Source organism: Mycobacterium sp. RTGN6, from assembly GCF_033804605.1.
Lineage (GTDB): Bacteria > Actinomycetota > Actinomycetes > Mycobacteriales > Mycobacteriaceae > Mycobacterium.
Window position 1 is genome coordinate 1 of record NZ_JAPZKZ010000001.1, and the last position, 19,183, is coordinate 19,183.

Consider the following 19,183-nt stretch of genomic DNA (forward strand, 5'->3'; position numbering starts at 1 on the left):
AACTCAACGCCCGCCCCCGCGAACGCTACAAATGGCGCACCCCGGCCGAAGAACTCGACCGACTACTCTCAAACCCGTCCGCATACGTTGCAGCCACCGCTTGAGTTCAAGCGCACTTCTTCGCAGCCAGCGCTACCTCAACGCCGAGGAACACCGACCTAGCTGAACGCCGAGCGGAACGCCTCCAGGGCGACGGTGCTGTCGCCCGCGGCGTACGCCTCCAGCCCGACGGTCCCGCTGAACCCGATGTCGCGCAACGCCTTCGCGATGGCGGGGTAGTGGATCTCGCCGGTGCCCGGTTCGCACCGCCCTGGCACGTCGGCCACCTGAACTTCGCCGATGGCGTCACCGCACCGGCGCACCAACTCGACGAGGTTCCCCTCGCCGATCTGCGCGTGATAGAGATCGAGCATCATCTTGACGTTCGGATGATCGACCGCCTCCACCAACGCCAGCGTGTCCTTGGCGCGGGCCAGGGGTACCCCCGGGTGGTCGACCGTGGTGTTGAGGTTCTCGACGCAGAAGGTCACGCCGGCCGCGGCGCCGAGCTGTCCAATGCGCTCCAACGCGCGCGCGGCCGTCAACCACATCGTCCCGGTGGCGCGCTGCCGGGGCCGCGCGGCCTGCCCGTCGACGAGCTCGGCGGTGTGCAGGTTCAGCCGCGGAACACCAAGTATCTCAGCGGCTTTGATGCTCAGTTCGGCGGTGCGGACCACCTCGTCGGCGCCGTCGCGATCGATCAGGTCACCATGGAGGTAGCCCGTCATCGAGGAGAACCGCGCGCCGGTGGCGGCCAGTGCATCCAGGTCCTTGTCGTGCCAACTCCAGATCTCGACGGCGAAACCGAGTTCGTCGATCCGCTTCACGCGGTCGAGGATTGCCATTTCGGTGAAGACCATCTCGGAGGACACCGCGAGTTCGAAGGCAGTCATGGTTCGTCACCTCTCTCGTTCCGACCTGGACGGACGCACCCTAACATTTGATATGCAGTCCTAATGTCCGAACAAAGTATTGACTTTCGACTGTGAGCCGTATTACATCAGGACTGAGGCGTGTCGCCCGACACCGGGCCCGGTGCCCGACGGGGACGACGCGGCGATTCGACAACGAGGAGAAACAATGACGTTCAAGCGGCTCGTGGCAGTGGCGGGAGCGGGCGTACTCGCGTTGGGCATGGTGGCGTGCTCTTCCAGCGGAGGTAAGCAAGAAGGCTCGGGTGACGGGGGCGGCGGCGGTACCGTCGATACGCCGCGCATCACCATCGCGATGGTCACCCATGAGGTGCCCGGCGACTCGTTCTGGGACTTGATTCGCAAGGGTGCCGAAGCCGCGGCAAAGAAGGACAACGTCGAACTCCGCTACTCGAACGATCCCGAGGCGCCGAACCAAGCCAACCTGGTCCAGTCCGCCATTGACAGTGGCGTCGACGGAATCGCCGTGACGCTGGCGAAGCCGGACGCGATGCTGGCCGTGGTGAAAGCCGCCGAGGACAAGGACATTCCGGTCGTGGCGTTCAACGCCGGGATGGACGCCTGGCAGAAGATGGGCGTCAAGGAGTTCTTCGGTCAGGACGGATACATCGCCGGTCAGGGCTCTGGCGAGCGACTGAAGACGGACGGCGCCACCAAGGCGATCTGCGTCATCCAGGAGCAAGGCCACGTCGACCTCGAGGCGCGTTGCGCGGGACTGAAGAACACATTCCCGGCGACTGAGATCCTCAACGTCAACGGCAAGGACATGCCGTCGGTGGAATCCACGATCGAGGCGAAGCTGCGACAGGATCCCGCGATCGACATGATCGTGACACTCGGTGCGCCGTTCGCGTTGACCGCGGTGCAGTCGGCCAAGAACGCCGGCAGCAAGGCCAAGATCGGCACGTTCGACACCAATGCCGCGCTGGTCGACGCCATCAAGGCGGGCGACGTTCAGTGGGCCGTGGATCAGCAGCCGTACCTCCAGGGCTACCTGGCCGTCGACTCGCTATGGCTGTACATCAACAACAAGAACGTCATCGGCGGCGGTCAGCCGACGCTGACGGGTCCCGCCTTCATCGACTCGTCCAACATCGATGCCGTGGCCGAACTGGCCAAGGCCGGTACTCGCTAGCGTCCCCGGGAGAGTAGACATGACGACTCAAGCTGACTTGGACGTCTCAGAACACAAGATCGTCCACGACGAACGGGTGAAGGAACGCAACCGTGCGCAGCGGATGCTGATCCGTCCCGAGATGGGTGCCGCGATCGGTGCCATCGCGCTCTTCATCATCTTCCTGATCATCGCGCCCCCGTTCCGGGAGGCCGCATCGTTGGCCACCGTGCTGTACGCCAGCTCAACGATCGGCATCATGGCGTGCGGCGTCGCGTTGTTGATGATCGGCGGTGAGTTCGATCTGTCGGCAGGCGTGGCCGTGACGTTCAGTTCGCTGGCAGCGTCGATGCTGGCGTTCAACCTGCACCTCAATCTGTGGGTAGGTGCGGCCTTGGCGCTGGTCCTTGCCTTGAGTGTGGGATTCCTCAACGGCTACCTGGTGATGAAGACCAAGATCCCCAGCTTCCTCATCACGCTGAGTTCGTTCTTCATGCTCGCCGGCATCAATCTCGCTGTCACGAAACTGATTTCGGGCCAGGTTGCCACCCAGAGCGTCAGCGACATGCAGGGCTGGGCCTCGGCTCAGTGGGCGTTCGCGCACAACTTCAACGTGTTCGGCGTCGGTATCCGCATCACCGTGCTGTGGTGGCTACTGTTCACGGCGATCGCGACGTACGTGTTGTTCAAGACCAAGATCGGCAATTGGATCTTCGCGGTCGGCGGGGACGCGGATAGTGCTCGCGCAGTGGGTGTTCCGGTCACGAAGGTCAAGATCGGGTTGTTCATGTTCGTCGGCTTCTGCGCCTGGTTCGTCGGCATGCACTTGCTGTTCAACTTCAACACCGTGCAGTCCGGGCAGGGCATCGGCAACGAGTTCTTCTACATCATCGCCGCCGTCATCGGAGGCTGCCTGCTCACCGGTGGCTACGGCACCGCCATTGGCGCGGCCATCGGTGCGTTCATCTTCGGCATGGCCAACCAGGGCATCGTCTACGCGGGCTTGGACCCCGACTGGTTCAAGTTCTTCCTTGGCGCAGTGCTGCTGTTCGCCGTCGTCGCCAACAACGCCTTCCGTAACTACGCAGCGAAGAGGTGACCGAATGACCGCAACCGTGGAACGTCCGGAGCACGACGCCCCATCCGGGGGCAAGGTTCCCCTCGTCGAGTTGAAGAACGTCGGCAAGTCATACGGAAACATCACCGCGCTCAAGGACATCTGCCTGCGCGTGCACGCAGGTGAGGTCACCGGCATCCTCGGTGACAACGGCGCGGGCAAGTCCACCCTCATCAAGATCATCTCCGGGCTGCACCAGCAGACCGAGGGTGACCTTCTCGTGGACGGCGAGTCGACGAAGTTCGCATCCCCGGCCGACGCGCTCGCCAAGGGCATCGCCACGGTGTACCAGAACCTCGCCGTCGTGCCGTTGATGCCGGTATGGCGCAACTTCTTCCTTGGCCAGGAACTGCGCAAGAAGTCGTTCCCGTTTTCGTTGGACGCCAACGCGATGCGGGCCACGACGCTCACCGAGCTGGCCAAGATGGGCATCGAGCTGCCCGACGTCGACGCACCGATCGGTTCGCTCTCCGGCGGCCAACGTCAGTGCGTGGCGATCGCCCGCGCGGTGTTCTTCGGGGCGCGGGTACTGATCCTCGACGAGCCGACGGCCGCGCTGGGCGTCAAGCAGTCGGGCGTGGTGCTCAAGTACATCACCGCGGCCAAAGAAGCCGGGTTCGGTGTCGTGTTCATCACCCACAACCCGCATCACGCGCACATGGTGGGTGATCACTTCGTGCTGCTCAACCGTGGCAGGCAGAAACTCGACTGCGCCTACGACGACATCACCCTCGATCACCTCACTCAGGAGATGGCCGGCGGAGACGAGTTGGCGGAGCTTACGCACGAGCTGCGCGGCAGCAAGTAGCCGTCACGAAACTTCGAGCACCGCTTTGCCTGGTATCCGGCGGTCGAGCAGCTTCGAAGCCGCTGCGGCCACGTTGTCCCAGGAGTCGCGCAGTCCAAGCTGCGGGTCGAGTTGGCCCTTTGCCACCAACTCGACCAAGTACTCGAGATCGGCGCGGAACGGCACCCGAACGTTGAAGGGCTCCAACCGCTTTCGGATGGCAGCGTGACGTTCTGCCTCGAAGTCGATGATGGTGGGTTGGCCGGAAGCCATGCCGATCGACTGCGCAGAACCGTTCTCGCCGACGAGCCTGAAGGCCTGGGCCAGTAGCGGACCGCCGACGTTGTCCAGCACGCCGAACACCGGTTCGGTCACGTCGTCGAGACCTACCACCACTTCGGCCGCACCGAGTTCGGCCAGGCCCGCCCCGCGCGCGGTGCTGCCGACGGCGGCGATGACGTGCGCACCCGCGCGGGCGGCCAGCTGTACGGCGAATCGGCCGACGCCACCTGACGCGCCGGTGATCAGCACGCGCCGCCCCACGACGGGCCCAAGGGCGCGGATCGCCTGCAGCGCAGTAACGCCGGCGACGGGCAGGGCGGCGGCGGTGGCGAAGTCAACGGAGTCCGGCACGACGGCGACGTTGCTGCTGGCGGCGACTCGGCGTTGCGCCCAGCCACCCGCCCAGTTGAAGGCCACCACGCGGGTGCCGACGGGCGGACCGCTGCCGTCGGCCGCGGCGTGGACGACGACCCCCGCGGTATCCCAGCCGGGCACCTCGCCCGGCTGGCGGGCGTTCGCGATCCATGCAATCTCGCCGAAGTTCAACGCAATCGCCTCGACCCCGACCACCACCTCGTCGGGCGCGGGGACGGGTTCGGCGACATCGTCGTCAAAGCTCAGCTTCGTCGGGGCATCGGGATCGTAGACAACCGCTCGCATGCTTGTCGCCAACGGTCCTGTATCCGGCCTTATTCCGGCGCCGACCAGTTGGATCGCTGTTCACCATCACGACATCGACACGGGTGGACGCGTCAAGTCGACAGATGCCGAAGACGCGTCACAATGGAGCCGTGGACATCGAACGCGACGCATCGCCGGGCACCCCGCTCTGGCGTGACCCGCTGTCGCTCTCGTTCCGGGCGCATCGCCAGGTGCTGTTGATGAAGCTGCGGTGGCACGCCCGCCGAGACGCGGCGACGGATCGTCGGCGCCCGCTGAGCCGGGCCCGACGCGCCGAACACCGTCCGTAGCGGCCGTGCGCTAGCGGGGGGTCAGCCCCGCGGCACGATAGGCCGAATCCACCATCACCATGTTGGCCACTGCGTCCTCGGTGCCGAACGGCAGCACATTGCCGTGCTGCACGTGATCGGCGAACGCCTCCAATTGGTAGGTGTACGACGAGCGGGTGCCGAGCCGTTCGACGGTGGCGTCCGTCGGGGTGCGCAGGGTCAGCCCGTCATCCCGGTTCGGGCGGATGAAGTCGTGCACTAGCAGCTCGCCCGCCTTGCCGACGATGCGGATCGTGAACGAATAGTCGTCGGCCACCATCGAATTCGCGGACAGTCCGGTGGCGCCGCCGGGGAAGCCGAGTTGGACGTCACACCAGGCGTCGACGTCGGGGGTGCGCTGTTCGGCGTGGGCCCGCGTGACGGATGGGCGGCCGTCGAGGCCGGGTACCGACAACCGACCCAACGTGCGCATGATGTGCAGGCCGTAGCAGCCGAGGTCCATCAACGCGCCGCCCGCCATCTCGAACGACCAGCGCGGATCGCCGTTGTCGGGGGCAGGCATGGCCATCCGCACCTCGACGTGGGTGACCTCGCCGACCGCGCCATCGGCGGCCAGGGTGAACGCGCGCTGCGTGACGGGATGGAAGTAATAGTGAAACCCCTCAAGCACGGTGATGCCTGCCGCGGCTGCGGCGTCGGCGACCCTTCGGGCCTCGGCTTGGTCACGGGCGAACGGCTTCTCACTCAACACCGGCTTGCCCGCTGCGATGGCGGCAAGGTTCCACGGCGCATGCAGCGAGTTGGCCAGCGGGTTGTAGACGACGTCCACCTCGGGATCGTCGATGACGTCCTGGTAGGACGCGACGGCCCGCTCCACGCCGTACTTGTCGGCGAACGCGGCGGCCCGCTGCGGATCCCGCGCCGCCACCGCGACCAGGCGGTGCCCGAGTTCGGCGGCTGGCCCGACGATCGACGACTCGGCGATCCGCGAGGCGCCAAGCACCCCGATGCGCAACGTCATGCCGTGACGGCGTTGAGGTACCCGACGCTGGCCACTACGTCGCGGACCGGGCCCTCGCCGGTGGGTTCGCCGTCCAGGATGGTGTCCTGCTCGAGCACGAACCAGCCGTCGAAGCCGTTGTCCCGCAACACCGAAACGATGCCTGCAATGTCGACGTCACCGGTGCCCAGCGGCGTGTACATGCCGGCCTTCACCGCATCGGTGTAGGTCAGCTCACCCGACTGGACCTTGGCCGCCAGCGCCGCGTCGACGTCCTTCAGGTGCGTGTGCGCGATCCGGTTGGGCACCGCCTTCGCCAGCTCCAGCGGATCGGTGCCGCCGATCAGCAGATGCCCGGTGTCCAGGCACAGCGGAATCGACGAGCCCGCCAGCACGCGATCGACGTCGGAGCGCGTCTCGACCACGGTGCCGACGTGCGGGTGCAGCACCGCGAGCAGGCCGCGCGCTGCGACGATGCCCGCCAGCCGGTCCAGATTGGCCAGCAGCGTTGCCCACTGGGCGTCGTCGAGCACGGGCCGCGAGTCGTAGCCGTCGGCGCCGGTGGCCGCGGCCAGCACCACCACGCCTGCGTCCGCAGCGACCAGCGCGTCCAGAGGTCCGGCCAGGTCGGCGGCCGGATCGTGGTCTTCGTCGTGCAGCACGACCGGAACGAACCCGCCGACGCAATCCAACTCGTTGGCGCGCAGCACGTTCCGCAGTTCGGCAGAGTTGGTGGGAAGGAAGCCGTCGGGCCCCAGTTCCGTCGCGCTCAGCCCGGCGCCGCGCATCTCCCTCAGCACGCGGTCGGGCGTCAGCTGATAACCCCAGCCGGGGACTTCGCAGACGCCCCAGGAGATCGGTGCCCCGGCGATCTTGATCGTGCTCACGAGTTCCGGACCTCCGCGATCGTCACGGGCGCGTGCCGGCGAAGCGATTCGGTGGCGGCTTCGGCCAGCCACGCCACCTCGACCGCGTCGGCCACGGTGGCGCCCTGAATGGCGTCGCCCTTGGTGACGCCGACGAAGGCGGCCAGCTCGGCGCGGAAGGCCTCGGTGAAGCGGTCCATGAAGAAGTGGTGGGCCGGGCCCTGCGGGAACTCGTTGCGCGGGTCCATGTTCCGCAGCGGCACACCCTGATCCCAGCCCGCAACGACGCTGTCGTCGAAGCCGTGGACCTCGAGGCGGCAGTCGTATCCGCGCGCGTTGTACCTGGCGGCCGACACGATGCCCATTGCGCCACCGTCGTAGGTCACCACCACGGCGGCGGTGTCGACGTCGTCGTACTCGGCGAAGAGCGGGTCGCCCTGGACGGTTCCCGTCGCGTACACCTCGACGGCCCGCTGGCCCGTGATCCAGTTGAGCACGTCGAAGTCGTGCACCGCGCAGTCGCGGAAGATGCCGCCGGAGCCCTTGATGTAGTCCATCGGCGGGGGAGCGGGATCCATCGTGGTGCTGCGCACGGTGTGCAGGGTGCCGAGCGCCCCGGCGTCGACGGCGCGCTTGGCCGCCGCGAACGCGGCGTCGTACCGGCGCTGGTAACCCACCTGCACGGGTACGCCGGAACGCGCGATCACCTCGGCCACGCGCGCGCTCTCGACCGCCGTGGCGGCAATCGGCTTCTCGCAGAACGTCGGGATGCCGCGCTCGACGGCCGCCAGCGTGAGCTCGGCATGGGCGGGCGTCGCGGCGGCTACGACCACGCCATCGATGCCGGAGGACAGCAGTTCCTCGACCGTGTCCACGGCCTTGACGCCGTGCTTGGCGGCCACGGCGGCCGCGACGTCGGTGCGCTCGTCGGTGATCACCAAACCGTCGAGACCGGCTAGGCCACTGAGGGTTTCGGTGTGGAAGGCGCCGATGCGTCCGAGTCCGATTACGCCGAGGGTGGTCATGGGATTCTCCGTTCGTTCTGTGCGCTGAGTGCGACGTCGAGTGCTTCTGGGGAAATTGCGTCGGCCAGCGCGGCCAACACGGTGTCGACCTGGCTCGGCGGCGCCAGGCTGCCGATGGGTTGGTCGTGGTCGAGATTGGTGGGGAAGGCGTAGCCCTCGGCGGTGGCGTTGACGACGTTGCCGAGGTCCCGCTGAGAGCGACCCGCCGCCTTCATGGCGAGCAGCGCGGGGTAGACCGCGCGCACCATCGCCGTGCGGTCGAGCGACTCCATCGCGCGCCCGAACGGCGAGGAGATCTGCAGCAGGTTGGCCATCCGGCGGATGTCGGACGACGTGTTGGTACCGGCCCCGTGGTAGAGCGCGGGGTTGAAGAAGACGGCGTCGCCCTTGCGCAGCGGCACCTGGACGTGGTGCTCGGCGAAGTACTCGATGAACTCGGGGCGGTAGAACGCCACGTAGCCGCCCACGAAGCGCTGCGAGTACGGCAAGAGCATCGTCGGGCCGCTGGCCAACGGCATGTCGCAGTGCGCGACGGCGCCCTGCAGGGTCAGCGCCGCCGACATCCGGTGCAGGTGTGCCGGATACGCGGTCAGCTGATCCTCGTCGACGAAGCCGAGGTGGTAATCGCGGTGTGGAACCTGCGCTGCCCCACCGGGATTGACGACGTTGACCTGTGAGGTGACCTGGTAGCGCGGGCCTAGCCACGCTTGCGACACGATCGCCAACGCATCGGCGGCGTAGTAGTCGGCGAACACCTCCGGTGCGTGCAGGGCGAGCTTGTGCGCGGCGTTCCAGATGCGGTCGTTGGCGCCGGCCTTGCCGAAGTGATCGCCTGCGGTGGCGCCCTCGGCGCGCTGGGCGTCGATGAGCGCAGTGAACGCGGTGCTGGCCCGATCCACCACGTCATCGTCGACGGCACCCTCGAACACCATCACGCCAGGGCCGTCCGCGAGGGCGCGGATGAGTTCGGCCTGCAGGGCGCGGCGGTCGGGCCGGGCCAGCGCGTCGGCGGAGTAGACGAGCACGTTCTCGCGGACGTCCGTCGCGAACGGGTAGTCGGCGAGTGCGGTGTCGCGGGAGACCTGCGCGCGGAAGTCATCGAGCTCGCAGTCCGACGGCTCGATCCACGCTCCGCCGGTTGCGGTCATCGATGCGGTCATGGTCGCTAGTCTGGTTGTGACTTGGACCGCAATCAACACCAGAAACCCATCAAAAAACCATCACGCCTGAGGGGGCACTAGAGCGATTTCGGCGCGGAAACGCTCGCTCAGCGACGGTTTCCACGCCGAAATCGCAAGAGGGGGGAGGGGCGGGACATGGCGCACCGCTACAAGGTCCGCGAGATCGCCCAGCAAGCCGGGCTGAGCGAGGCCACCGTCGACCGCGTGCTCAACGATCGCCCCGGCGTTCGGGAGAACACGCGGGCCGAGGTCGCGCAGGCGATCGCCGACCTGGACAAGCAACGTGCGCAGTTGCGCCTCAACGGTCGCCGCTACCTCCTCGACGTGGTGATGCAGACGCCGCAACGGTTCTCCGACGCGTTCCGGGCGGCCGTCGAGGCTGAGCTCCCGGCGTTCGCCCCGGCGATGGTGCGGGCGCGCTTCCACCTTTGGGAGTCCGGCTCGACGGCGCAGATGGTTGACGTCCTGGCCCGCATCCGAGGCAGTCACGGCGTCGTGCTCAAGGCCCAGGACGAGCCCGAGGTCGCCGAGGCCGTCGACCGACTCGTCGACGCTGGCGTGCCGGTGGTCACCTACGCGACCGACGTGCCGACGAGCGCGCGGTGTGCCTACGTCGGCATCGACAACCACGGCGCCGGAGTGACGGCGGCTTACCTGATGGACCAATGGCTCGGCTCGGCGTCCTCCGACGTACTGATCACGCTCAGCCGGACGGTGTTCCGCGGTGAGGGAGAACGCGAAGTGGGGTTCCGAGCCGGATTGCGTGGGTCGGGTCGAGTCATCGTGGAGGTGAGCGACAGTGACGGCATCGACGCCACCAACGAGCGGCTAGTGCTCGATGCGCTCGAACGGCACCCGACGATCGAGGCCGTCTATTCGGTTGGCGGTGGCAACACCGCGACCGTCGCCGCGTTCGAGAAGTTGGGCCGGGTGTGCCGGGTCTTTGTTGCCCACGACCTCGACGCCGACAACCGACGATTGCTCCGCGACGGCCGGATCTCGGTGGTGCTGCACAACGACCTGCGCGCCGACGCGCGGCTCGCGATGCGCCTGATCCTGCAGCAGCGCCGGGCGCTGCCCCCAGAGCCGGCCCGTCCCGTGCCCATCCAGGTGATCACGCCGTACAACCTGCCCGCATGAGCTCGGATCGCTCATTGACAGCGATCCCGGTTACGATTTCCGCCCAAGGCGACGACTTCGCGCCGACGCGAACCATGGGTAGACCGGGAGACTCGATCGGTGCGGCGACAGCCAGACACGCTCGTCCACGGTGTGACCGTGCTGGGCAACCTGGCGATCGACGTCATCGACGGCGCGCCGAGGAGTCCAGGTGGCTGTGCGTCGTTCGCGGGCGTGGCGCTGGAAGCCTCGGCCGGCCCCGGTCGGATCGTCGCGATGGGCGCCGAGCAGGACCACGTGCTCTTCGACCCGCTGCTCGAGCGGTTCGGCGACCTCGTCCGGATCCTGCCGAGCGACCGGACGAGCGCGTTTCGGCTGGACTACGACGACCTCGACCACCGACACATGTTCGTCGAGGCGATCGGTCCCGTGTGGGGCGAACCCGAGGTCGATGCGGCTGATCCCGACACCACGTGGGTGCACCTGGCGCCGCTGCTGCGCACCGATTTTCCCGCGGCGACGCTGGCGCACCTCGCGGCGCGCGGCCATCGCGTCGCCTATGACGGACAGGGTCTGGTCCGCGCCGATCGGTTGGGGCCACTCGTGGAGAACCGCGACTTCACGCCCGCCCTGCTCGCCAACGTCAGCGTGCTCAAGCTGGCCGAGGACGAGGCGGTCGTCGTGGCCGACGGTGAGTTCGACGCGGCCACCGCGGCGCGCCTCGGGGTGCCCGAGATCCTGGTCACCTTCGGTTCCGCGGGATGCGACATCTATACCGACGGCGCGGTGGTCCGGGTGCCCGCCGCCTGGCGCGTCGAGGGCGTGCAGACCACGGGTGCGGGCGACATGTTCACCGCCTGTTACGTGGCCAACCGTGCGGCAGGCGCCGACCCGCGCCGCGCCGTCGAGGTGGCCAGCGCGCTCGTCGCTCGGGAGCTCGACAAGCGGCCCCGCGTCGGCGTCAGCTACCGCGTGTAGCGATCCCTCCCGAAAGCGCTAGCAGGTGGCTACTGGCGAGTAACCGAAACCTTAGAGAATGTCGTTCTCTAAAAAGTGACGAAAACCACAATTGTGTTGGCGGTTGCCCGAGTTCACGCGGTTGACCTGCGTACTTCATCGAGCTTTACCTGCCGGTAACCGGCGGGTCCTGACCAGGTCAGCCTAAGAGAAGTGCAATAATCGGTACTGCCAGTGACAGACAATATCTGGGTCGACGCCATACCGGCGGCGCATCGTTTCGAAGCAGCCCTCGATCGCGACGCGGAATGACGTGACCTGACCAAACGTGAAAGGCAGGGGTCGTGGGTCAAAACGGCAACGGCGCCGCGCCGCGGCAGAAGCTCGAGAAGGTCGTCATCCGCTTTGCCGGTGACTCCGGAGACGGCATGCAGCTGACCGGCGACCGGTTCACCACCGAAGCCGCGCTCTTCGGCAATGACCTTGCGACGCAACCGAATTACCCCGCCGAGATCCGCGCACCACAGGGCACGCTTCCAGGGGTGTCGTCGTTCCAGATCCAGATTGCCGACTTCGACATCCTCACCGCCGGTGACCGGCCCGACGTGCTCGTCGCGATGAACCCCGCGGCACTTATGGCCAACGTCGAGGATCTGCCACGTGGCGGCCTGATCATCGCCAACGCCGACGAGTTCACCAAGCGCAACCTCGCCAAGGTCGGTTACGAGTCCAACCCGCTGGAGGGCGACGAGCTCTCCGACTACGTCGTCCAGGCCGTGGCAATGACGTCGCTGACGCTGGGTGCCGTCGAGGCCATCGGCGCGACCAAGAAGGATGGCCAGCGGGCGAAGAACATGTTCGCGCTCGGGCTGCTGTCGTGGATGTACGGCCGCGAGCTCGAGGCCAGCGAGGCCTTCATTCGCGAGAAGTTCGCCCGCAAGCCAGAGGTGGCCGAGGCCAACGTGCTTGCGCTCAAGGCCGGCTGGAACTACGGCGAGACCACCGAGGCGTTCGCCGTCACCTACGAGGTGGCCCCGGCGAAGCTGAAGTCCGGCGACTACCGGCAGATCTCCGGCAACACCGCGCTCGCCTACGGGCTGGTGACAGCCGGCCAGCTCGCCAACACGCAGATCGTGCTGGGCAGCTACCCCATCACGCCCGCGTCGGACATCCTGCACGAGCTCTCCAAGTACAAGCACTTCAACGTGCTGACCTTCCAGGCCGAGGACGAGATCGCGGGCATCGGTGCGGCCATCGGCGCCTCCTACGGCGGCGCGCTCGGCATCACCAGCACCTCTGGCCCTGGCATCTCGCTGAAATCCGAGGCCATCGGCCTGGCCGTGATGACCGAACTCCCGCTGATCATCATCGACGTGCAGCGCGGTGGTCCGTCGACCGGTCTGCCCACCAAGACCGAACAGGCCGACCTGCTACAGGTGCTCTACGGCCGCAACGGTGAATCGCCGGTCGTCGTGCTCGCGCCGGCAACCCCGTCGGACTGCTTCGACATCGCCGTCGAGGCCGCGCGGATCGCGGTGACCTACCACACCCCGGTGATCATCTTGTCCGACGGCGCGATCGCCAACGGTTCGGAGCCCTGGCGCATCCCCGACGTGAGCCAGTACGCGCCCATCGAGCACACCTTCGCCAAGGCCGGTGAGCCCTTCCAGCCGTACGCCCGCAACCCGGAAACCCTTGCCCGCCAATTCGCGATCCCAGGGACTCCCGGTTTGGAGCACCGCATCGGCGGCCTCGAGGCGGCCAACGGCTCGGGCAACATCTCCTACGAGCCCAAGAACCACGACCTCATGGTGCGGTTGCGCCAGGCCAAGGTCGACGGCGTCAAGGTCCCCGACCTCGAAGTCGACGACCCGACCGGCGACGCCGAGCTGCTGCTGGTCGGCTGGGGCAGTTCCTACGGTCCGATCGGCGAGGCGTGCCGGCGGGCCCGGCGCAAGGGCATCAAGGTGGCCCACGCGCACGTCCGCCACCTCAACCCGTTCCCCGCGAACCTCGGCGAGGTACTCAACCGCTACCAGAAGGTCGTCCTTCCAGAGATGAATCTGGGCCAGCTGGCGATGCTGTTGCGCGGCAAGTACCTGGTCGACATCCAGTCGGTCACCAAGGTCGAGGGCATGGCGTTCCTCGCCGACGAAGTCGAGGGCATCATCGATGCCGCGTTGGACGGAACGCTCGCCGAAAAGGAAACTGACAAGGCCAAGTTCGCGCGGCTGGCAGCAGCCACGGTGGATACTGGTGTGGGAGTTGACGCATGACTGATCTGATCGGGGCCGACCTCGGGCTCACCTCCGTTGGTTTGACGAAGACCAGCGGGGTGCCGACCACCGACGAGCCGCAGAAGGCCAAGGACTTCACCAGCGACCAAGAGGTGCGTTGGTGCCCCGGCTGCGGTGACTACGTCATCCTCAACACCATCCGCAACTTCCTGCCGGAGTTGGGCCTGCGTCGCGAGAACATGGTGTTCGTCAGCGGCATCGGCTGCTCCAGCCGCTTCCCGTACTACCTGGAGACCTACGGCTTCCACTCGATCCACGGCCGCGCCCCGACCGTCGCGACCGGCCTGGCGCTGGCTCGCGAGGATCTGTCGGTGTGGGTCGTGACCGGTGACGGCGACGCGCTGTCCATCGGCGGCAATCACCTGATCCACGCGCTGCGCCGCAACATGAACCTCACGATCCTGCTGTTCAACAACCGGATCTACGGCCTGACCAAGGGCCAGTACTCGCCGACGTCCGAGGTCGGCAAGGTCACCAAGTCGACACCGATGGGCTCGCTGGACTACCCGTTCAACCCGGTCTCGCTGGCGCTTGGCGCCGAGGCGAGCTTCGTCGGGCGTGCGCTGGACTCCGACCGCAAGGGCCTCACCGAGGTGCTGCGCGCCGCGGCGTCACACCGGGGTGCGGCGCTGGTCGAGATCCTGCAGGACTGCCCGATCTTCAACGACGGTTCGTTCGACGCGCTGCGCAAGGAAGGCGCCGAGGAGCGCCTTATCAACGTCGCTCACGGTCAGCCGATCACGTTCGGCGCCGAGGGCGAGTTCTGCGTGGTGAAGTCCGGCTACGGCCTCGAGGTCGCCAAGACCGGTGACGTGGACCCCGGGGAGATCGTGATCCACAACGCTCACGTCGACGATCCCGCGTACGCATTCGCGCTGTCGCGCTTGTCCGAGCAGAACCTCGAGCACACCGTGATGGGCATCTTCCGTCAGGTGAACCGGCCGACGTACGACGAGATGGCGCGCAATCAGGTCAGCTCGGCAATGGATTCCAAGCCCCATGACACGGCGGCTCTGCAATCCTTGCTGCGTGGGAAAGACACCTGGACCGTCGAATAATTCAAGGCCCGAACTGAGCCCCGCGCTCGCCGCCATCGTGCTGGCGGGTGGCGCTTCGCGGCGCATGGGCCGTGACAAGGCCACGCTGCCGTTCGTCAGCGACACCGGCGACACGACGCTCGTCGAACGCGCGGTGACGACGCTGCGCGCGCGATGCGCGCCGGTGTTCGTGGTCGCTGCGCCCGGCCAGCCCTTGCCCGAGCTCGACGCCGAGGTGCTGCGCGACGAGATACGCGGGGTTGGGCCGCTGCTGGCGACGGCACGGGGCTTGCGGGCGGCCGCCGAGGCGGGGCTGGACCTGGCGTTCGTGTGTGCGGTCGACATGCCGTACCTGGACGTCGAACTGATCGACGAGCTCGTCGGGCCCGCGGTGCGACTGGGCGCCGACGTGGTGCTGCCGTGGGACGGCCGCGACCACTATCTGGCGGGTGTCTATCGCACCGCGCTGGCCGACCGCGCCGACACGCTCGTCGCGGCGGGGGAGCGCAGCATGCGGTCGTTGGTGACGGTGTCGGACACCCAGCGCGTGGTGATGCCGGAGCAACGGTCGCTCACCAACGTGAACACCGCCGCAGATCTCGTCTGAATTAATCCAGCAAATACCGAATTAGGACGTTTTTTCTGGCGAATTCACACCGGAGTCGCCAATTCACATTATTTGTTACGGATGTGGCGTGGTGTTGGCGCATTAATGGCGCGACCGATCGATGGTGTCACGCAGGCCGAGGTGGCGAGATCTGTTGGCGGGGAGCGTATCTGATGCCTCACTACGTCAATTCTGGTCCAATACTCTGTTATTCGGGGCGGCGCGACGGGCCTGAATGGCATGACCCACGTCGGTAGTCGCCCAGCTGGTGGCACGCTGGTGGTGTGTGACGGTCGAACGGCTGTCCGGGCCCGCGACCGGCTCAGTGCTGGCGGTCACAGATTCGCGAAATGCCCTGCCGAGCAACGGAATAGAGCGCATGTGACCGTCGCGTCGTGAACCGCCCCGGGTTCAAGTGGATCGGCGGGCCGCGGAGTGCGTCGAACGCGAAAGCCGTTTTGCTGCAACGACTCCCGTGAGGCAGTGGTTGAATCCAGCTGGTGCGGGCCACTGGCGAACGATATTCGCCAGCACGGCCGTCGAGATACTTCCACGTTGTCGCACAGTCGATTTCAGTGACGGTTGATACGCATGTGGTGCGCGACCTGTGGGCCACGTCACAAAATCATGGTGATATGGCTCACGGCGACACGCCTGACGTGCAGATTCGGCACCTACGCAAAAGCGCACGGTGACCTGCATAGATGATTCTCAGGTTCGATCGTGATCTGTCTGTTATCTGCCCACGACACGCGGTGGGCCAAACATGACTTTGCCCAGAAATATTTGTACGGTTCCCAGGTCTCCATATGGAGCAAATAATTTCAAAACCACGAACCTGAGTGTGAGTGGGGCCGCGGCCGGCCCGGGTTGATCCCGGCGCCAGGGCGGCCGCCGGGTGTTCTCACTCGGCGAGGCGGATCTTGCCTCCCGCTGTCGTGCCCGACCGAGACGGCGCGACCCAACCCTTCCGCCTGCCTGGCGGGCAATCTGCGCTCCGCGTATCTGCGCGGGCGTTGTTGGCGCGCGCTTGGCGAAAGGATCGAAGTTGAAGAACATCCGCAAGACGTTTGGGCTGGCCACCATGGCCGGGGCGATCGCTGTCGCACCCATGGTCCTGGGAACCGGTACCGCCAATGCGGACGGGGTGAACTGGGATGCCGTCGCGGCCTGTGAGTCCGGCGGCAACTGGAGCATCGCCACCGGCAACGGCTACTACGGTGGTCTGCAGTTCAGCATGGGCACCTGGCGTTCCAACGGTGGCAGCGGCTCGCCGCACCAGGCCAGCCGTGAGGAGCAGATCCGGGTCGCCAACAACGTCCTGAAGACGCAGGGGATCGGTGCTTGGCCGACCTGCGGTCGACGGGGCTAAGTCTCGGTCAACGTTTGTCGAAGGCGGTGTCGGGCCAATGGCCCGGCACCGCCTTTCTCTTGCCCCTCGTCTGTCCCCTCTACCTCAGCTTTCTCTGAAGTCCATCACGCCCCGGTAAAGAACGTTTACCTCTTCTGTAACAGGTGAACCCGGTCACACGAACTACCACATGACCGTGTCAGGCAAGCGCAGCGACACGCCGGTAGCGGTCCTCGTGTCAAAAGGTCGGGGAAGGACCTCAAGAGATGAACGTTCGTCGCACCATCCGCAAGGCAGTCCAGTTCGTCGTGTTGACCGGCGCATTTGCCGTCGTCGCGATGGGCGTGTCCACGCTGTTCGGCGCAGGCTCCGCGCACGCCGACAGCATGAACTGGGACGCCGTCGCCCAGTGTGAATCGGGCGGCAACTGGGCCGCCAACACCGGAAACGGCCACTACGGCGGCCTTCAGTTCAAGCAGGCCACCTGGACGTCCAACGGCGGTTTCGGCTCGCCCGTCAACGCGCCGCGCGAGGAGCAGATCCGCGTCGCCGAGAACGTCTTGGCCAGCCAGGGCCCCGGCGCCTGGCCCACGTGCGGCTCGCGCGGCGGTGCGCCGGCCCTGTGGAGCCTGCCGAGCGCACCCAGTGCCACCACGGGCTGCGGCGCGATCCGCCCCGGCGGCATCCTCGGGTTCATCGATCTCCGTCAGATCTGCTCGACGTTCCTGGCCCCATTGACCAACCTGGCGACGCCACGCTGAACGAATTGCCGTCAGGGTCGACGAACGAACCGTCGTCGGACCTGACGCCGCCGGCGGCCGTGACCGCCTCGGTCGCGCCCCGAATGCTCCACCGCCACCGGTTGGGCTCGACGCGCTCGTCGGTGACCCTGACGAACTTCCAGATCATCGACTCCCACCCAGCAGGCCCGTACAGCCAGCGCGGCGTGCCATCCGGCCCGTCCCGCACCTCCGCGCCCACCAGCGGAGCCCACCACGCCGCGATTTCCTCGGGCCGCGCACTGTCGGTGCACACCGCGAAGGCCCGTGCGACGGCATCGTCGTTCATCGCGGGTTCGACGAACGCACAGAACTCGTTGCCCTCGACGTCGGCCAGGGTGACCCGCTGCGGTAGGTATTCCGCGAGCACGCTGGCGCCAAGCGCGAGTAGGTGCTCCGGGTCGCGGACGCACACGTCGAGATGCACCCTGTTCTTGACGACCTTCGGCCCTCGCTGCGCCCGCACGACCAGATGACGATGGAACGCGTCGGGTCCCAGTGCGGCCGTCCAGAAGCGGGCCACGGCCGTCGGGTCGGCCGCCTCGACGAGCAACGGACCCAGTTCGACGGTCACCGTAAGTCCGGCAGCACGAACGCCGACCCCGCGGCGATGGATGCCAGATGCCGCGTCAGCACCGCCTCGGGCACCAGGCTCGACGCCCGCATCGCCACCGCGCCGAGGAACGCCGGCCGCACGTTGACGAGCTGGCCGATCAGCTTCGACTCCCGTGCCAGTGCCCGAACCCGCGGCCGGCGCGCCGCGACGAACCGGGCGAACGCCGTCGCCGGGTCGGCCGTCGGCCCCAAGCAGTGCGCGAGGATCGCGGCGTCCTCCAGTCCCTGACATCCGCCCTGGCCGAGGTGCGGGCGCATCGGATGCGCCGCGTCGCCGACGAGCACGATCGGTCCGTGCGCCCATTGGCGGGCCTCGTCGCGGTCGTAGAGGTCGTTGCGCAGCACGTCGGCCGGGTTGGTCGCCGCCAGCAGTGCCGGGATGGGGTCGGCCCACGACCCGTACTTCCACTGCAGGTACGCCAGTTCGCCCTCGGGGGAGGTGCGGCCCTCGGGACCTCGTTCGGTAGCGAACCAGTAGGTGTGGTCCGGCCCGAGCGGTGCGTGGCCGAACTCGGTTCCCGAGCCCACGGTTTCGCCGGACAGCGCGGGATCGAGCTCGTGGGCGGCGACTCCGCGCCACGCCGTGTAGCCCGCGTACCGGCGGTTCAACGTGCCGTTGAGCTGACGGGCAACCAGCGAGCCGACCCCGTCGGCGCCCACGACCGCATCGGCGTCGCGAGTCGTGTTGTCCGACAACGTGACCCGTACCCCCGATTCCGTGGTGTCGAGTGCGCTCGCCGCTACACCGGACTCGATGGTTCCGACCGCGAGCGCGTCGGCAAGCAGCTTCATCAACACCACCCGCCGCACCACCACCAACGGCTCGCCGAGTGCGGTGACGATGCGCTCGGCGGATGGGCGGCGCAGCCACGAACCGTCGTGCCAGCGCATCGCGCCCGCAGTGACGCGACCCCCCGCGGCCCGCACGGCGTCCCCGAGGCCAAGTTCGTCGAGCGCTGCCAATGCGTTGGGCCAGATGCTGATTCCCGCGCCCGACGACGTATCGCCGCGTTCTTCGACGATCGTCACGTCATGGCCGCTCCGTTGCAGGCCGACCGCCGCGGCCAGCCCTGCGATGCCAGCGCCGACGACAAGGATCCGATGCGTCACATGATGAAACTAGCGGTC

18 protein-coding genes and 1 pseudogene are annotated in these 19,183 nt (G+C 67.1%); 11 read left to right on the forward strand and 8 right to left on the reverse strand.

Annotation, left to right across the window (positions count from 1 at the left end; all coding sequences use genetic code 11):
- Positions 1–158 precede the first annotated feature (158 nt).
- A complete protein-coding gene (locus SLQ33_RS00005; protein ID WP_319451732.1) occupies positions 159–932 on the reverse strand; it encodes a TIM barrel protein in 774 nt (257 codons plus the stop codon).
- Between the two features lie 187 nt (positions 933–1,119).
- On the opposite strand from SLQ33_RS00005, the gene SLQ33_RS00010 reads away from it, so the two are divergent.
- Genes SLQ33_RS00010 through SLQ33_RS00020 form a run of 3 tightly spaced genes read left to right on the forward strand, consistent with a single transcriptional unit; the run spans position 1,120 to position 4,010 of the window.
- Positions 1,120–2,106 (forward strand): substrate-binding domain-containing protein, encoded by a 987-nt coding sequence (locus tag SLQ33_RS00010; RefSeq protein ID WP_319451733.1) that lies wholly within the window; start codon positions 1,120–1,122, stop codon positions 2,104–2,106.
- A 19-nt stretch (positions 2,107–2,125) separates the two neighbouring features.
- A complete protein-coding gene (locus SLQ33_RS00015; protein WP_319451734.1) occupies positions 2,126–3,184 on the forward strand; it encodes an ABC transporter permease in 1,059 nt (352 codons plus the stop codon).
- A 4-nt stretch (positions 3,185–3,188) separates the two neighbouring features.
- The gene (locus tag SLQ33_RS00020) at positions 3,189–4,010 is read left to right on the forward strand and encodes an ATP-binding cassette domain-containing protein (protein WP_319451735.1); all 822 of its coding nucleotides are present in this window, start codon (positions 3,189–3,191) and stop codon (positions 4,008–4,010) included.
- A 3-nt stretch (positions 4,011–4,013) separates the two neighbouring features.
- On the opposite strand, the gene SLQ33_RS00025 is transcribed toward SLQ33_RS00020, so the two are convergent.
- Entirely contained in the window at positions 4,014–4,931 is a 918-nt protein-coding gene (locus SLQ33_RS00025) for a zinc-binding dehydrogenase (RefSeq protein ID WP_319451736.1), read from the reverse strand.
- Between the two features lie 131 nt (positions 4,932–5,062).
- Between SLQ33_RS00025 and SLQ33_RS00030 the strand changes: the two genes are divergently transcribed.
- Complete coding sequence (locus SLQ33_RS00030; protein ID WP_319451737.1) at positions 5,063–5,242, forward strand: hypothetical protein; 180 nt, start codon at positions 5,063–5,065, stop codon at positions 5,240–5,242.
- 10 nt (positions 5,243–5,252) lie between these two features.
- Here the strand turns inward: SLQ33_RS00030 and SLQ33_RS00035 are convergent, their stop codons facing one another.
- From SLQ33_RS00035 to SLQ33_RS00050, 4 genes are read right to left on the reverse strand one after another with little or no spacing between them, the layout of a single operon-like run.
- Positions 5,253–6,242 (reverse strand): Gfo/Idh/MocA family oxidoreductase, encoded by a 990-nt coding sequence (locus tag SLQ33_RS00035; RefSeq protein WP_319451738.1) that lies wholly within the window; start codon positions 6,240–6,242, stop codon positions 5,253–5,255.
- Positions 6,239–7,108, reverse strand: coding sequence for a sugar phosphate isomerase/epimerase (locus SLQ33_RS00040; protein ID WP_319451739.1), 870 nt, complete (start codon positions 7,106–7,108; stop codon positions 6,239–6,241). Before SLQ33_RS00040 ends, SLQ33_RS00035 begins: the two co-directional genes overlap by 4 nt.
- Positions 7,105–8,112 carry a Gfo/Idh/MocA family oxidoreductase gene (locus SLQ33_RS00045; RefSeq protein ID WP_319451740.1) on the reverse strand — a complete coding sequence of 336 codons (1,008 nt, stop codon included), beginning with the start codon at positions 8,110–8,112 and terminating at the stop codon, positions 7,105–7,107. Before SLQ33_RS00045 ends, SLQ33_RS00040 begins: the two co-directional genes overlap by 4 nt.
- On the reverse strand, positions 8,109–9,272 hold the full coding sequence (locus SLQ33_RS00050; protein WP_319451741.1) for a phytanoyl-CoA dioxygenase family protein: 1,164 nt from the start codon (positions 9,270–9,272) through the stop codon (positions 8,109–8,111). The genes SLQ33_RS00045 and SLQ33_RS00050 overlap by 4 nt, the downstream gene beginning before the upstream one ends.
- A gap of 156 nt (positions 9,273–9,428) precedes the next feature.
- Here SLQ33_RS00050 and SLQ33_RS00055 point away from each other — a divergent pair, with 156 nt between their 5' ends.
- The 7 genes and pseudogenes from SLQ33_RS00055 to SLQ33_RS00085 all read left to right on the forward strand — a co-directional run bounded on the left by SLQ33_RS00055 (position 9,429) and on the right by SLQ33_RS00085 (position 17,422).
- Positions 9,429–10,433, forward strand: a complete 1,005-nt coding sequence (locus SLQ33_RS00055; protein ID WP_319451742.1) for a LacI family DNA-binding transcriptional regulator — start codon at positions 9,429–9,431, stop codon at positions 10,431–10,433.
- 132 nt (positions 10,434–10,565) lie between these two features.
- Positions 10,566–11,390 carry a PfkB family carbohydrate kinase gene (locus SLQ33_RS00060; RefSeq protein ID WP_319452514.1) on the forward strand — a complete coding sequence of 275 codons (825 nt, stop codon included), beginning with the start codon at positions 10,566–10,568 and terminating at the stop codon, positions 11,388–11,390.
- A gap of 323 nt (positions 11,391–11,713) precedes the next feature.
- The gene (locus SLQ33_RS00065) at positions 11,714–13,645 is read left to right on the forward strand and encodes a 2-oxoacid:acceptor oxidoreductase subunit alpha (RefSeq protein WP_319451743.1); all 1,932 of its coding nucleotides are present in this window, start codon (positions 11,714–11,716) and stop codon (positions 13,643–13,645) included.
- On the forward strand, positions 13,642–14,724 hold the full coding sequence (locus SLQ33_RS00070) for a 2-oxoacid:ferredoxin oxidoreductase subunit beta (protein ID WP_319451744.1): 1,083 nt from the start codon (positions 13,642–13,644) through the stop codon (positions 14,722–14,724). Before SLQ33_RS00065 ends, SLQ33_RS00070 begins: the two co-directional genes overlap by 4 nt.
- Positions 14,696–15,310, forward strand: a complete 615-nt coding sequence (mobA, locus tag SLQ33_RS00075) for a molybdenum cofactor guanylyltransferase (RefSeq protein ID WP_319451745.1) — start codon at positions 14,696–14,698, stop codon at positions 15,308–15,310. The genes SLQ33_RS00070 and mobA overlap by 29 nt, the downstream gene beginning before the upstream one ends.
- 1,138 nt (positions 15,311–16,448) lie before the next feature.
- Positions 16,449–16,682: pseudogene (locus tag SLQ33_RS00080) on the forward strand (transglycosylase family protein); the annotation flags it as partial.
- 245 nt (positions 16,683–16,927) lie between these two features.
- Positions 16,928–17,422, forward strand: coding sequence for a transglycosylase family protein (locus SLQ33_RS00085; protein WP_319451746.1), 495 nt, complete (start codon positions 16,928–16,930; stop codon positions 17,420–17,422).
- On the opposite strand, the gene SLQ33_RS00090 is transcribed toward SLQ33_RS00085, so the two are convergent.
- On the reverse strand, positions 17,355–18,014 hold the full coding sequence (locus SLQ33_RS00090) for a VOC family protein (RefSeq protein WP_319451747.1): 660 nt from the start codon (positions 18,012–18,014) through the stop codon (positions 17,355–17,357). The genes SLQ33_RS00085 and SLQ33_RS00090 overlap by 68 nt on opposite strands.
- Positions 18,011–19,165 (reverse strand): FAD-dependent oxidoreductase, encoded by a 1,155-nt coding sequence (locus SLQ33_RS00095; RefSeq protein WP_319451748.1) that lies wholly within the window; start codon positions 19,163–19,165, stop codon positions 18,011–18,013. The genes SLQ33_RS00090 and SLQ33_RS00095 overlap by 4 nt, the downstream gene beginning before the upstream one ends.
- Positions 19,166–19,183 lie beyond the last annotated feature (18 nt).